12 protein-coding genes and 3 pseudogenes are annotated in these 14,216 nt (G+C 70.0%); 9 read left to right on the top strand and 6 right to left on the bottom strand.

All coding sequences use genetic code 11. The annotated features are described in order from the left end of the window. From AruCF_RS29870 to AruCF_RS11730, 3 genes and pseudogenes are all read left to right on the top strand, one after another. Positions 1-510, top strand: a pseudogene (locus AruCF_RS29870) (molybdopterin cofactor-binding domain-containing protein); the annotation flags it as partial. Continuing rightward, the gene (locus AruCF_RS11735; protein WP_083036718.1) at positions 503-1,582 is read left to right on the top strand and encodes an XdhC family protein; all 1,080 of its coding nucleotides are present in this window, start codon (positions 503-505) and stop codon (positions 1,580-1,582) included. The pseudogene AruCF_RS29870 and the gene AruCF_RS11735, both read left to right, overlap by 8 nt. Positions 1,583-1,589: 7 nt before the next feature. Beyond that, entirely contained in the window at positions 1,590-2,234 is a 645-nt protein-coding gene (locus tag AruCF_RS11730) for an NTP transferase domain-containing protein (RefSeq protein ID WP_054415579.1), read from the top strand. Between the two features lie 19 nt (positions 2,235-2,253). On the opposite strand, the gene AruCF_RS11725 is transcribed toward AruCF_RS11730, so the two are convergent. Then, positions 2,254-3,540 (bottom strand): cystathionine gamma-synthase family protein, encoded by a 1,287-nt coding sequence (locus tag AruCF_RS11725; RefSeq protein ID WP_083036716.1) that lies wholly within the window; start codon positions 3,538-3,540, stop codon positions 2,254-2,256. A 230-nt stretch (positions 3,541-3,770) separates the two neighbouring features. On the opposite strand from AruCF_RS11725, the gene AruCF_RS11720 reads away from it, so the two are divergent. From AruCF_RS11720 to AruCF_RS29860, 6 genes and pseudogenes are all read left to right on the top strand, one after another. Then, complete coding sequence (locus AruCF_RS11720; protein ID WP_054415582.1) at positions 3,771-4,199, top strand: Lrp/AsnC family transcriptional regulator; 429 nt, start codon at positions 3,771-3,773, stop codon at positions 4,197-4,199. Positions 4,200-4,354: 155 nt separating this feature from the next. Beyond that, a complete protein-coding gene (locus AruCF_RS11715; RefSeq protein WP_063570122.1) occupies positions 4,355-5,473 on the top strand; it encodes a porin in 1,119 nt (372 codons plus the stop codon). Next, a complete protein-coding gene (locus tag AruCF_RS11710) occupies positions 5,470-6,183 on the top strand; it encodes an ABC transporter ATP-binding protein (RefSeq protein WP_054415586.1) in 714 nt (237 codons plus the stop codon). The genes AruCF_RS11715 and AruCF_RS11710 overlap by 4 nt, the downstream gene beginning before the upstream one ends. Before the next feature lie 43 nt (positions 6,184-6,226). After that, positions 6,227-7,156 (top strand): ABC transporter substrate-binding protein, encoded by a 930-nt coding sequence (locus tag AruCF_RS11705; protein ID WP_197286744.1) that lies wholly within the window; start codon positions 6,227-6,229, stop codon positions 7,154-7,156. A 41-nt stretch (positions 7,157-7,197) separates the two neighbouring features. Then, positions 7,198-7,938: pseudogene (locus AruCF_RS29865) on the top strand (ABC transporter permease); the annotation flags it as partial. Between the two features lie 358 nt (positions 7,939-8,296). Beyond that, a complete protein-coding gene (locus AruCF_RS29860) occupies positions 8,297-8,854 on the top strand; it encodes an ABC transporter permease (protein ID WP_367644018.1) in 558 nt (185 codons plus the stop codon). Between the two features lie 43 nt (positions 8,855-8,897). Here the strand turns inward: AruCF_RS29860 and AruCF_RS11695 are convergent, their stop codons facing one another. The 5 genes and pseudogenes from AruCF_RS11695 to AruCF_RS29855 all read right to left on the bottom strand — a co-directional run. Further along, positions 8,898-9,941: a response regulator gene (locus AruCF_RS11695; protein WP_054415589.1), complete on the bottom strand. Its 1,044-nt coding sequence runs from the start codon at positions 9,939-9,941 to the stop codon at positions 8,898-8,900. 36 nt (positions 9,942-9,977) lie between these two features. Next, positions 9,978-10,994 carry a chemotaxis response regulator protein-glutamate methylesterase gene (locus tag AruCF_RS11690; RefSeq protein ID WP_059271071.1) on the bottom strand — a complete coding sequence of 339 codons (1,017 nt, stop codon included), beginning with the start codon at positions 10,992-10,994 and terminating at the stop codon, positions 9,978-9,980. Beyond that, positions 10,991-13,249 carry a hybrid sensor histidine kinase/response regulator gene (locus tag AruCF_RS11685; protein WP_063570120.1) on the bottom strand — a complete coding sequence of 753 codons (2,259 nt, stop codon included), beginning with the start codon at positions 13,247-13,249 and terminating at the stop codon, positions 10,991-10,993. The genes AruCF_RS11690 and AruCF_RS11685 overlap by 4 nt, the downstream gene beginning before the upstream one ends. Continuing rightward, a complete protein-coding gene (locus AruCF_RS11680) occupies positions 13,246-13,926 on the bottom strand; it encodes a chemotaxis protein CheW (RefSeq protein WP_083036709.1) in 681 nt (226 codons plus the stop codon). Before AruCF_RS11680 ends, AruCF_RS11685 begins: the two co-directional genes overlap by 4 nt. Further along, positions 13,919-14,216, bottom strand: a pseudogene (locus tag AruCF_RS29855) (tetratricopeptide repeat protein); the annotation flags it as partial. The pseudogene AruCF_RS29855 and the gene AruCF_RS11680, both read right to left, overlap by 8 nt.

Genomic DNA, 14,216 nt, shown 5'->3' with positions numbered 1-14,216 from the left:
CCTGCATGGGCGCGGCGTGGCCTATGCGCGCTACGTGCACAGCAAGTTCCCCGGTTTCGGCGCCGCTGGGCAGCCTGGGTCATCGACCTGAGCGTGGACCCGGCCAGCGGCCGCATCGCCATCACGCGCGTGGTGGTGGGCCAGGACACCGGCATGATCGTCAACCCCGACGGCGTGCGCCACCAGCTCCACGGCAACGTCAACCAGACCCTGAGCCGCTGCCTGCTCGAACGCGTGCAATTCGACGCGGCCGGCGTCGCCAGCCGCGAATGGGGCGGCTACCCCATCATCGGTTTCAAGGACCTGCCGCCCATCGACGTGCTGCTGATGCCGCGCCAGGACGAAGCGCCCATGGGCGCCGGCGAATCGGCCTCGATCCCCGGCCCCGCGGCCATCGCCAACGCGCTGTTCGACGCCACCGGACGACGCTTCCACCAGGCGCCCTTCACGCCCGAGGCAGTGCGCGCCGTGCTGGCCCGACCCGCCCCCGGCCAAGGCCCGCATGCTTGATATCGACACCCAGGTGCTGCAACAGGCCGCGCAATGGCAGCGCGACGGCATCCCCGCATGGCTGGTCACCGTGGCGCGCACCTGGGGCTCGTCGCCCCGGCCGCCGGGCGCGTTGATGGCCCTGAACGGCCGCGGCGAAGTCGCCGGCTCCGTGTCGGGCGGTTGCATCGAGGACGACCTGGTGGCACGCGCGCGGGCCGGCGTTGCGGCGACGGCGCGGCCCGAGGTATTGCGCTACGGCGTGCACGCCGACCAGGCGCGCCAGTTCGGCCTGCCCTGCGGCGGCACCCTGGAGCTGGTGATGGAAACCATCGGCCCCGCCAGCCAATTGCCCGCACTGCTGGAACACTGCCGGCGCCGCGATTGCATCGAGCGCGAGCTGGACCTGGCCAGCGGCGCCGTCAGCCTGCGCCCCGGCCCCGCCGATGGCCTGCCGCGCCTGACGGCCGACACCTTAACCTCGCACTTCGGTCCGTCAGTGCGGCTGATCGTGATCGGCGCGGGCGATACCAGCGGCTACCTATGCCAGATCGCGCTGACCCTGGGCTTCGAGGTCATCGTCTGCGATCCGCGCGACACCCCGTCGCCGGCCTGGCCGATGCCGGGCGCGGTGCGCAGCCGCGAGATGCCCGACGACCTGATCCTGCGCCTGCGGCCCGACCGCCGCACCGCCATCATCGCGCTCAGCCACGATCCCAAGCTGGACGACCTGGCGCTGATCGACGCCTTGCCGTCGCAAGCGTTCTACGTGGGCGCGATCGGCTCGCGCCGCAACAGCGAAACGCGCCGGGCGCGGCTGCGCGAGCATTTCGACCTGGCGGATGCCGACCTGCGCCGGCTGCGCGGCCCCGCCGGGGTCTACATCGGCAGCAAGACGCCGACCGAAATCGCGCTGTCGATCATGGCCGAGATCGTCGCCGCCAAGAACGGGGTGGCGCGGGACGCGCTGGAAACCGTGGCCGCCGGCAAGGCGCGCGACCCGGCCAAGGAAGATCGCGCCAGGGAAGGCCCGGCCGGGCTAGACTCGACCCCCATCGACCCGCCCCATCCGGCCCGCGCCTGCCCCGTCTGAGTCCACCATGAACGCTCCCATCGCCGCCATCATCCTCGCCGCCGGCCAGGGCGCCCGCCTGGGCGGACGCGCGAAGTCGGCGCTATGCATCGACGGCATCAGCCTGCTGGAGCGATTGACGCAGGCCTTGCGTGACGCCGGCGTCGCGCCGGTGCGCGCCGTCATCGGCCCGTATGCGGACACCCTGGCGCCGCTGGCGCGGCGCGCGGCGATCGATACGCTGCCGCATGCGCGGCCGGACGCCACCCTCGCCGACTCGCAGCGCCTGGCGCTGCGCGAACACGCCCGTGCCCATCCCGGACACGACCTGCTGCTGGTGCTGGCCGACCTGCCCCTGCTCGACAGCGCCGCCATCGCCGCCCTGCTGGCGCAATGGCGCGCCTGCGCGCCGGGCACCGACAGCCTGCGCCCGCGCGTCGACGGCGCGCCGGGTCATCCGCTGCTGCTGTCGGCCGCCGCGGTGCGGTCGGCCAACCTGCTGCCGCCCGGCGCCGGCCTGCGCCAATGGCTGGATCCGGCGCAAGGCCGCCACGCCACCTTCGACAGCGACAACCGCGCCTACGTGACCGACCTGGACACGCCCGATGACCTGCGGGCGCTGCGCCTCGCGCTGGCGCCCGCCGCCATCGACTGGCCGCCCGCAACGGCCTGACGCCGCCCGCCCCCGCGCCTCAGGCCACGCTGCGCATGGCCTGGTCCATATCGGCGATCAGGTCTTCCTCGTGCTCCAGGCCGATGGAAATGCGGATCAGCCCTTCGGACACGCCGGCCGCGTCCCGCTCGGCCGCCGGCACGCCCGAGTGCGTGGTCGAGGCCGGATGGCACACCAGCGACTCGGTGCCGCCCAGGCTCACCGCCGACTTGAACAGGCGCAGCGCATTGATGAAGCGGAACGCCTTGGCGCGGCCGCCATCCAGCACGAAAGCGAAGGTCGAGCCCGGGCCGCTGCACTGGCGCTTGTAGACCGCCTGGTAGGTCTCGTCGGCGATGGTCTCGGGGTGATAGATTCGCACCTTCTCGTGCGGATTGCCGGCCAGCCACTGCGCCACGCGGGTGGCGCTGCGCGCGGCCTGCTTCATGCGCAGCACCACGGTCTCCATCGAGCGCGTGATCATCCAGCACGAATGCGGATCGAGCTGCGAGCCGAAGGCGCTGCGGATGGCCCGCACCTTCTTGATCAGGTCCTTGGCGCCAGTGACCGCGCCAGCCACTAGGTCGCTGTGGCCGCCCACGTACTTGGTCAGCGAATACACGCACAGATCCACGCCATGCTCGGCCGGCTTCTGGAAGATCGGGCCCAGCAGCGTGTTGTCGCACACCGATATCGGGCGATAGCCGTGGCGCGCGGCGAACGCGTCCAGCTCGGCCTTCATGGCCTGGAAGTCGATCAGCGCGTTGGTCGGATTGGCCGGCGTTTCCACGTAGAACAGCTTGACCGGCCCCTTGGCCGCGGCCGCTTCCAGCGCCTCGCGCATGCTCTGCGCCGACAGGCCGTCGTGGATCGGGTGCGAGCCGATGCCCCATTCCGGGAAGATCTTCGCGATCAACGTCTCGGTACCGCCATACAGCGGCACCGACTGCACCAGCTGGTCGCCCGGGCGCAGGAACGCCAGGAACACCGCGCTGATCGCCGACATGCCGCTGGAGGTCACCGCGGCGTCTTCCGAGCCGTCCAGCAGCGACAGGCGGTCTTCGACGATTTCCAGGTTGGGATGGTTGAAGCGGCTGTACACCAGCCCGGCCGATTCGCCCTGCGGCAGCGGCTTGCGGCCCGACACCAGATCGAAGAACTCGGCGCCGTCCTCGGCCGAACGGAAGGCGAAGGTCGAGGTGAGGAACACCGGCGGCTTGACCGCGCCTTCGGACAGGAAAGGATGGAAGCCGTACGACATCATCTGCGTTTCGGCGTGCAGCGGACGGCCGGAGATGTCTTTCTTGTGATAGCTGGAATAACTCATGGCGTGCCTCTCAATGGGGGAAGTGCGGCCTACCTGACGGCGATATCACGGGTTCGGACACGATAGCGCCGCCGGCCAGGGGATGCAGGGAGTATGGGCGCGTCCGGCCACAATATTCTTTCCATTTCTGCTTCAGGAATCGGATAATGGGAAATATCGTTTCTCACAGCCATGAAACCATGAAAGAGACTGCCTTGTTACATCAACTTGACGCGATCGATTGGAAAATCATGAAAATCCTTCAAGAAGATGGCCGGCTCTCCAATGCCGAACTGGCCGAGCGCGTGTCGCTGTCGGCCTCGCCCTGCTGGAAGCGCCTCAAGCGGCTGGAAAGCTCGGGCGTCATCCGCGGTTACCAGGCCATCCTGGACCGCCGCGCGCTCGGCATGGGCGTGGTGGCGTTCGTCAGCATCTCGCTGGAAAACCACACCGAGAAAACCTGCCACGCATTCGAGGCCGCCGTGGCCGCCATGCCCGAAGTGCTGGCCTGCCACAACACCACCGGCCAGCACGACTATCTGCTGCACATCGTGGCGCGCGACTTCGACGCCTATTCCGAATTCGTGCGCAACCGGCTGCGCACGCTGCCCGGCGTGAAGGAACTGCTGAGCACGCTGTCGATGCACGAAGTGAAGTCGTCGACCAAGCTGCATCTCTGAACGCGCCAGCGCCCGCCGGCGCATCCTCCGTGCCGGGGGCGGCTCCCGTCGCGCACGGACCGCCCCCCGACGAAACCTCAAGGCGTGTCACGAAGCTGTAGCGACCCGTGCCTAGAGTGTCGATTCCGATTGAATCCCAAAGAGGACTTCCTGTTATGAAATCGACTCTCCGCATCGCGGCGGCTGGCGCCTGCCTGTCCGTCCTCAGCTTCTCCCCCGCCCTCGCGGCGACGGCCGCCTCCAGTTCGGTCCAGCTCTACGGCCTGATCGACACCGGTCTGCAATACCTCAGCAACGGCCCCAGCGGCAACAGCAAGACGGGCATGAGCACGGGCAATCTCAGCGGTTCGCGCTGGGGCCTGCGCGGCACCGAAGACCTGGGCGACGGCCTGTCGACTGTGTTCGTGCTGGAAAACGGCTTCGACTCCGACAACGGCCAGACCATGCAGGGCGGCCGCCTGTTCGGCCGCCAGGCCTACGTCGGCCTGTCGAGCAAGAGCCTGGGCCGCCTGACGCTGGGCCGCCACAACACGCTCATGATCGACTGGATGAGCAAGTACAACCCGTTCGACAACGCCAACTTCTCGATCAAGCGCCCCGACGCGGCCTTCTCCGACCGCACCGACAACGCGGTGATGTACGTCGGCAAGTTCGGCCCCGTGTCCGTCGGCGGCTACTACAGCTTCGGCTGGAACAACGAGCAATCGTTCGACGACAAGACGCTGGGCCGCATGATCGGCGGCGGCGTGCGCTACCAGTCCGGCGGCCTGGACGCCGGCGTGCTGTATCACTCGAAGAACGCCGACAAGCCGGCCAAGGGCGCCAACAGCGACAACCGCGAAGACCGCATCGTCGCGGGGCTGTCGTACGACTTCGAGGGCGTCAAGGTCTATGCCGGCTACCGCTGGCTGGAACAGAAACTGACGCAGCGCAACTACAAGAACAACCTGACCTGGCTGGGCGTGACCTACCTGCCGGTGTCGAACAACCGCCTGTCGTTCGCCGTGTACCACCTGAACGACTCGGTCTGCGACGACATGAACAACGCCGTCTGCCCGGCCGCGCAGGCCGCCGGCACCGGCCAGAAGTCCACCATGTTCGTCCTGGGCAACGAATATGACCTGTCCAAGCGCACCACCGTCTATGCCGTCGCGGCCTACGCGGTGAACGACGACAAGTCGGCGCAGAGCCTGATCGGCGGCAAGTACGGCGCCAACGTCGAGCCGGGCAAGAACCAATTCGGCCTGAACCTCGGCCTGCGGCACCGGTTTTGAACGCGCCTGAACCTTCCGCGGGCGGCACGGCGATCGCCGTGCGCGGCCTGCGCCACGCCTTCAACGGCCACACCGTGCTGGACGGCGTCGACCTGGACGTGCCCGCGGGCACTGTCCTGGCGCTGCTGGGCCCGTCGGGCTGCGGCAAGAGCACCCTGCTCAAGTCGCTCGCCGGACTGCTGCGGCCGCAGGGCGGCAGCATCGCCTTCGGCGATGCCGTCGTCTGCGACGCGCAGCGCCACGAACCGCCCGAACGCCGCGGCCTCGGCATGGTGTTCCAGGACTACGCGCTGTGGCCACACATGAGCGTGGCCGGCAACGTCGCCTTTCCGCTGGAAATGCGCGGCGTCGCCCGGCGCGAACGGCCGGCGCGGGTGCGCGAAGCCCTGGCCCTGGTCGGCCTGGGCGAGCACGCCGCGCGCCGGCCCTCGGAACTGTCGGGCGGCCAGCAGCAGCGCGTCGCGCTGGCCCGCGCCATCGTGGCGCGGCCGCGCGTGCTGCTGTTCGACGAACCGCTGTCCAACCTGGACCGGGCCCTGCGCGAATCGCTCTGCGTCGAGATCGGCGCCCTGCTGCGCCGGCTCGGCACCACCGCCGTCTACGTCACCCACGACCACGAGGAAGCCCATGCCCTGGCGCACACGATCGCCCGCATGGAGCACGGCCGGATCGCCGACCTCGTGATGTCCAAACCCCAGGACTCTGCCTAAAATGCCCCACGTACCGCTTTCCAAACTACTTGCCACGTTCTTTATGACGCTTTCGTTCGGATTGGCCTCGGGCCAGGCCAAGGCGCTGACCGTTTACACCGCGGGCCCCGGCGGCCTGATCAAGCAGCTGGCCGCCGGCTTCCAGGAGAAGACCGGCATCAAGGTCGACGTGTTCCAGGCCACCACCGGCAAGGTCATGGCCCGGCTCGAAGCCGAGGCCGCCAACCCGCGCGCCGACGTGCTGATCTCCGCGTCCTGGGACACCGCCCAGGACCTGGACCAGCGCGGCTGGCTGCTGGCCTATGACAGCCCCAACGCGGCCCAGGTGCCGGCCCGCTTCAAGACCCCGACCTACGTGGCGCAGGGCATCTCGGCGCTGGGCATCGTCTGGAATTCGCGCAGCGGCACGCCCGAACCGCGCGACTGGTCCGACCTGACCGGCCCGCAGTTCAAGCAGAAGGTGACCACCCCCGACCCGGCCCTGTCGGGCGCCTCGCTCGACCTGCTGCTGGGCCTGCAAAGCGCCCAGGGCGAATCGGCCTGGAAGCTGTTCGAGACGCTGCGCGACAACGGCATGACCATCTCCGGCCCCAACGCCCAGGCGCTGACGCCGGTGCTGCAGGGCGCCAAGGCGGCGGTGTTCGGCGCGGTCGACTACGTGTCGTACGCCAGCGTCGAGAAAGGCGAATCGATCAAGGTGATCTTCCCGTCCAGCGGCACCGCCATCGCGCCGCGCCCGATGATGATCCTGAAGACCACCAAGGCGCCCGATCAGGCGCGCCAGTTCATCGACTACGTGCTGTCCGAGGACGGCCAGCGCGCCGTCGCCGACGCCTGGCTGATGCCGGCGCGCCAGGACGTGGCCGGCAAGCGGCCGCTGTTCAAGGACCTGGCGCTGCTGCCCGAGACCGCGCCCGGCGCCTCGCGCGCCGAGGTGCTGGCGCGTTTCGCGCGCCTGTTCGGTCAACACTGACAGGCCGGGATGCCGGCGCGTCCGGCATCCCCACCCCGACCATGAAAAGCGTCTTTCTCCTGGCGGCCATCACCGTGGCCGCCCTGGGCGTGCTCGTCGCCCTGCCGATGGCCTTCGTCGCGCTGCAGGCCGTCTTTCCCCATCTGGCCGAAGGCTCGCTGCGCAATCCCTTCGGCGCCTGGGCCGCCACCCTGGCCACGCCGGCGGCGCTGACGCTGGTGGGCGGCACGCTCAAGCTGGGCCTGGGCGTGGCCGCCGTCAGCGCCCTCATCGGCATTCCGCTGGGCGCGCTGCGCGGCCTGTTCCAGGTGCCGCTGGCGCGGCTCTGGGACCTGCTGTTCCTGGTGCCGTTCCTGCTGCCGCCCTACATCGCCGCGCTGTCGTGGACCATGGCGCTGCAACCGCGCGGCTACCTGGAGCAACTGACGGGCTTGCATCTCGGACCGCTGCTGTTCTCGCCCGCCGGCGTGACGCTGGCGATGGGCCTGGCGATCTTTCCGGTGGTGTACTTCGCCGTCTCGCGCAGCATGGCCGCCACCGGCGCGCGGCTGGCCGAGGTGGCGCGGGTGTCTGGCGCCGGCCCGTGGCGCGCGTTCCTGCGCGTGACGCTGCCGCTGGCCTTGCCGGCCATCGGCGCCAGCCTGCTGCTGGCCTTCACCCTGGCGATCGAGGAATACGGCGTGCCGGCCGCGCTGGGCGCGCAGGCCGGCGTCGCCGTCATGACCACCGCCATCGAGCGCCGCCTGGCGGACTGGCCCATCGACCTGCCGGCCGCGGCGCTACTGTCGCTGGTGCTGGTGGCGCTGGCGCTGACGGCCTACGCGGTGCAGCGCGCGCTGGTCGCCGGACGCGGCTTCGAGACCACCACCGGCAAGCCCGCGCCGCTGGCGCGCGGCCGGCTCGGCGCCTGGCGCTGGCCGGTGCTGGGCCTGTTCGCGGCGGTCGCGCTGGTGGCGGTGGCGGCGCCGCTGGCGTCGATGCTGGCCGCGGCCCTGACGCGCCATGTCTCGGCCGGGCTGTCGCTGGACAACCTGACCCTGGCCAATTTCGCGGCCCTGTTCCAGGCCGGCGGCGAGGCCTGGCAGGCGCTCTCGACCAGCCTGCTGCTGGCCACCGGCACGGCGCTGGCGGCGGGCGCCTGTGGGCCTGCTGGCGGCCTGGTGCGTGGCTGGCCGGCACGTGCCGGGCGCGGCCGTCATCGACGCGCTGGCGCTGCTGCCCGCGGCGCTGCCCGGCGTGGTGGTGGGAGTCGGCTTGATCCTGGCCTGGAACCAGCCGTTCTGGCCCGCTTCGCCGTACGGCACCTGGGGCATCCTGCTGCTGTCGTACACCTGCCTGCTGCTCCCCTACCCGGTACGCTACGTCAGCGCGGCGCTGGCACAGATCGGCCCCAATCTGGAAGCGGCGGCGCGCGTGCATGGCGCCAGCGCGGCCGCGGCCCTGCGGCGCATCGTGCTGCCACTGGTGCTGCCGGGCTTGTCCGCCGCGATGCTGATGGTGTTCGCCGTGGCCTCGCGCGAACTGGTGACCTCGCTGCTGCTGGCGCCGGCCGGCGTGCAGACGGTATCGGTTTTTGTGTGGCGCCAGTTCGAGCAAGGATCGGTGGGCGAAGGCATGGCCATGGCGGCGGTGGCGGTCGGCGTCAGCCTGGCGCTGATGCTGGCGGCGACCTCGATCCGGCGCGGCGCGCGCGCCTGATCCATCGCGCGGGGTCGGCCGGCGGAAAGCCGTCGGCCTCGCGTCAGACCGGGTCCGGCGTATCCGCGGCCGACGGCATCGGCCCCTGCACCACGCGGTTGCGGCCCTGGCGCTTGGCCTGGTAAAGGCCGCGGTCCGCGATCTGGATCAGGTCGGTGCACGGCTGGTCCGGGATCGGCACGGCGGTGGCGGTGCCGATGCTGACCGTCAGCCACGGCCCGCCGCCATTGTCCTTCTGCGGAATCTGCATGGCCTCGACCGCGCGCCGCAGTTTCTCGGCGGCCAGCCGCGCGCTGCCCGCCGGCGTGCCGGGCAGCACCAGCGCGAACTCCTCGCCGCCAAACCGCGCGGCCAGGTCGGTGGAGCGGTCGCAACTGGCGAAGATGGTGTTGGCCACGCGCTTGAGCGCCTCGTCGCCGGCGATGTGGCCGTAGGTGTCGTTGTAGGACTTGAAATGGTCCACGTCGATCATCAGCATGCTGATTTCGCGGCCATCGCGGCGCGCGCGCAGCCATTCGGCGTTGAGGTATTCGTCGAAGTAACGGCGATTGCCCAAGCCCGTCAGGCCGTCGGAATTGGTCAGGCGGCGCAGCTCCATATTGCTTTCCAGCAACTGCTGCTGGCTCTGGCGCAGCGCCTGGTAGGCTTCGTCGCGCTGCACCAGCGCCAGGTACGAGCGCGAGTGGTAGCGGATGCGCGCGACCAGTTCGATCGAATCGGGCAGTTTCACCAGGTAGTCGTTGGCGCCGGCGGCGAACGCCGCGCTCTTGATGGCCGGATCTTCCTTGGTCGACAGCACAATGATGGGAATATCGCGCGTGACCGGGTGGTTGCGGTACTCCTGCACCAGGCTCAGGCCGTCCACGCCCGGCAGCACCAGGTCCTGCAGGATCACGGTGGGCCGCGTCTGCACCGCGACGGTCAGCGCCTTGTACGGATCCGAGCAATAGTGGAAGTCGATATTGCCCTCCGTGGCCAGGGCCCGACGAATGGCCTCGCCGACCATGACCTGATCGTCGACCAGCAGCACCATCGCCGCGTGCGAGTTCAGGTCGGCCGAGGCCGGGCTGTCAATGGGAGGGTGCATAGTGGCTTTCCTTGATTTCTAGCTATGACCGCCGGCTCAGGCGAAGGCCTGCACCAGGCGGGGAGCAATCTGGTCCAACGGTCGGATTTCGACGGCGGCCTGCATCGCGGCGGCCGCCTTGGGCATGCCATAGACCGCGCTGGTGGCCTGGTCCTGGGCAATAGTCAGGCAGCCGCGATCGCGCAGCGCCTTCAGGCCGCGGGCGCCGTCCTGCCCCATGCCGGTCAGCAGCACGCCGACGGCCAGGCCGCGCCAGTGCTGCGCGACGCTATGGAAAAATACATCGATGGAGGGACGGTACAGGCTTTCCTTCGGATTCTCGGTGTAACGCAGCGTACCATCGGCCACCAGGTGCAGATGGTCGTCCGTGCCGGCCAGCAGCACCTGCCCCGGCACGGGCCGCTCGCCCTCGCGCACCAACCGCACGGGCAATGCCACCTGATCGTTGAGCCAATCGGCCATGCCGGCGGCGAACGAAGCGTCCACATGCTGCACCAGCACAATGCCCGCGGGAAAACTGACCGGAATATCGCGTAACAACTGTGCCAGCGTGGCCGGGCCGCCGGCGGAGGCGCCGATCACCAGCAGGCCTTGCGAGGCCCCCGCCGGGGTGACGTCGCGAGCCACCGGCGTGAGGTTGGTGCGGTTGCTGCCGTAGCGGCCGATCAGCCAGCCGATATTGCGGATCTTGCGCAGCAGCGGCGCGGCGGCGCTGCGCAGGTCGGCATTGCCCACCACCGGGGTATCGGCCGCGTCCAGCGCGCCATGGCCCATGGCGTCGAACACGCGCGCGGTATGGCGCGCCACGTCCACCGTGACCACCACGATGGCGCAGGGGCTTTCGGCCATGATGCGGCGGGTGGCCTCGACGCCGTCCATGACGGGCATGATGAGGTCCATCAGCACCACGTCGGGCCGGTCCAGGGCGCATTGCTGGACGGCCTCCAGGCCGTTGGAGGCGACCCAGGCAACCTCCAGCCCGGGTTCCAGCGCGATCACGCGCCGGAGGGTTTCCACCGCCATCTGCAGATCGTTGACGATTCCGATTCTCACGTCCGCGCCTTTCCGATGAGGTCTTCCACGGCGTCCAGCAAGGCATCGTCGTGGAAGCTGCCCTTGGCCAGATAATAGTCGGCGCCGGCATCCAACCCGCGCCGCCGATCCTCTTCACGGTCCTTATAGGACACTACCATTACCGGCAGCGTTTGCAACTTGGGATCGGCCTTGATGCGCGACACCAGTTCGATGCCGTCCATGCGCGGCATGTCGACGTCGGTCACCACCAGGTCGAAGGCCTCGTTGCGCAGCATGTTCCAGCCGTCCATCCCGTCCACCGCCACCGCCACATCGAAACCGCGGTTCAGCAGCAGCTTGCGCTCCAGTTCTCGCACCGTCAGCGAATCATCCACCACCAGCACGCGCTTGCTGCGGCGCGCCTGCGCCACCGGACCGCCGCCATCCACCCGCGCCAGGCGGCCGCCCTCGACCAGCTTCTGCACCGACAGCAGCATGTCCTCGACATCCAGGATCAGCAGCGGCGTGCCATCGTCCATCAGCGAGCCGGCCATCACGTCCTGCACCTTGCCCAGGCGCGGATCCAGCGGCTGCACCACCAGCGTGCGCTCGCCCACGTAGCGGTCCACGGCGATGCCGTAGAGCCGGTCGTGATCGCCGACCACCACCACCGGCAGGGTCTCGGCGGCCGGCGCCGGCTCGCCCGAACGCAGGATCTGGCGCGCCGACACCAGCCCGATCTGGCGATCCATGAAGCGGAAATGCTGATGCCCTTCGAGCTGCTCGATGTCCTGCGCCCGCACCTGCAGCGCGTGGCTGACGTAGGCCAGCGGAAACGCGTAGATCTCGCCCTGCACCTCGACCAGCAGGCTGCGCACCACCGACAGCGACAGCGGCATCTCCAGCACGAAGCGCGTGCCCTGCCCGGTCTGCTGGTGGATCCGCACCGCGCCGCGCAGCTGCCGCACCATGGTCTGCACCACGTCCAGCCCGACCCCGCGGCCGGAGATCTCGGTAACCTCGCCGCGCGTGCTGAAGCCGGACAGGAACAGGAATTCCAGCAGTTCGGCCTCGCTCAGGCGGGCCGCGGTCTCGGCGTTGGTCAGCTTGCGCTGCACCACCTCGACCCGCAGGCGATCGAGCGAAATGCCGGCGCCGTCGTCGCTCAGTTCGATCAGCAGCATGCCGGCCGCGTGGCGGGCCGACAGCCGGATCAGGCCTTCGGCTGGCTTGCCGGCCTGCAGCCGGTCCATCGGCATCTCGATGCCGTGATCGACCGCATTGCGCAGCAGGTGCATCAGCGGCGCGTCCAGCTTGTCGAGGATGTCGCGGTCGACCTGGGTGGAATCGCCCTCGATCTCCAGGCGCACCTGCTTGCCGAGCGAACGGCCCAGGTCGCGCACCATGCGCGCCATGCCGCCCAGGCCGTCGCCAAAGGGCCGCATGCGGCAGGCCAGCGCGGTGTCGTACAGGCGCTGCGCCAGGTGGCCCATGCGCCAGCCGAATTCATCGACCTCGCTGGCGCGTTGCGCCAGTTCCTGCTGGCAGGCCTCGACGATGCGCTGGGCGTCGTCCAGCGCCGCCTGGCTGCGGGCATCGATATGCACGCCGGCCAGCGAGGCGCGCAGGCTGTCCAGCGCCTGGCCGGCGCCCGACTGCAGCCGCCGCAGCCGCAACATGGAGGCGCTGAACGGCGCGATCCAATGCGACTCCACCAGGGTTTCGCTGGACAGGCCAAGCAATTTGTTGAGCGTGTCGGCGGTGACCCGCAACACCCGTTCGCCCTCGCCCAGCGCCTGGTCGGAGCTGCGGCGCCCGGGCGGCGGCGGCGGTGGATCATCGGGCTGGTGAATGGGCGGCAGGAAATCCGAGGGCTTGGGCGGCCGCTCGACCAGCGGCGCGGCCGGCGGCGCGTTGGGCGCGTTCGACAGCCGCGTCACCAGCGTGTCGATCTCCTCGCCCAGTTCCGCGCCGGGCGTGGCCACCCGCTGCAACAGGTCCGCGCCCAGCAGCAACGCGTCGATATCGGCGGCCTGCAGGCGCAGCCGCCCTTCCTGCGCCGCCACCAGGCAGTCTTCCATCGCGTGCGCGATGCGCACCGCCGGATGCAGGTCGACGATACGCGCCGCGCCCTTGAGCGAATGCGCCGCGCGCATGCAGGCTTCCAGCTGCGCGGCCGAGGTCGGGTCGTGCTCCAGGGCCAGCAGGCCATTGTTCAGCACCTGCACCTGATTGCGGGTTTCCAGCTGGAACAGTTCCAGCAGCGAGGCGTCGCGCATCTGGTCCGGGTTCACGCCAGGCTCCGTTCCAAGGCTTGCATCAACAGGGTCTCGTCCAGCACGCCGACGCTGCGCTGGCCGCAGCGCGCCACGCCGCGCGAGTACTTCAGGCTGGCGCCCTCGAGCGTGGCCGGCAAGGCTTCCAGCGCCTCCAGGTCAACGCTGTGAATGCCTTCCACCTCGGCCACCGGCAGGACCACCGCGCGCCCCGCCCCGCCGAAGATCAGCATGCGGGCCGCGGCCGGCCGTTCGCGGCCCGCGCCGGCCACCGGCGCGTCCAGGCCCAGCAGGCGGCCCAGCGACACGCAGACCGTCAGCGTGCCGCGCACGTTGGTCACGCCCAGCACCGCCGGATCGCGCCGGTGCGGCAGCGTCAGGATGGCGCGGGTGCCGGCCACCTCGTCCAGCGCCTTGGTCGGCAACCCGAGCCATTCCCCCTGCAGCCGGAACACCAGCAGCGACGACAGCCTGGCCTGCGCGGCCACGGCGCCCTCGGCGGGCTCGGCCCGCGCATCGGTCTGCGGCGGCAGGCGGTCCAGGATGCGCTTGGCCGCGCCGGCATACACCGGACAATTGCGGCAATGCACGTATTCGGGCAGGCGCGCGCAAGTCTTGTCGCCGCGGCTGCCGATGCGGTTCCAGCAATCGTCCACTTCCGACAGACGGGCCAGGGCGTCCAGGGCATCACTCACGGCCGGCCTCCTGACGCGCGGCGCGCGCCTGCAGACGGCGGGCGCCTTCCTGGTCGCCGTCGGCCGCGATCAGCGCGGCCAGGTGCAGCAGCGCCTCGCGGTGCGACGGATCCAGGTACAAGGCCTTGCGATAGGCGGCCTGGGCCTGGCGCGTATCGCCGTCGGCATCCTGCAGCAGACCCAGCAGGTACAGCGACTCGGCGCTGGCGCCATGCTGGCCGAGGTGGGCGCGGCAGCGCGCCATCGCGTCCCGCACCCGGCCCTGGTCCGCCAGCGCGGCGATCTCGCGC

The sequence above is a fragment of the Achromobacter ruhlandii genome (assembly GCF_002082135.1).
GTDB classification, from domain to species: domain Bacteria; phylum Pseudomonadota; class Gammaproteobacteria; order Burkholderiales; family Burkholderiaceae_B; genus Achromobacter; species Achromobacter ruhlandii.
The sequence above is the reverse complement of the archived record's forward strand: the minus strand, read 5'-3'. Positions and strand labels throughout refer to the sequence as shown.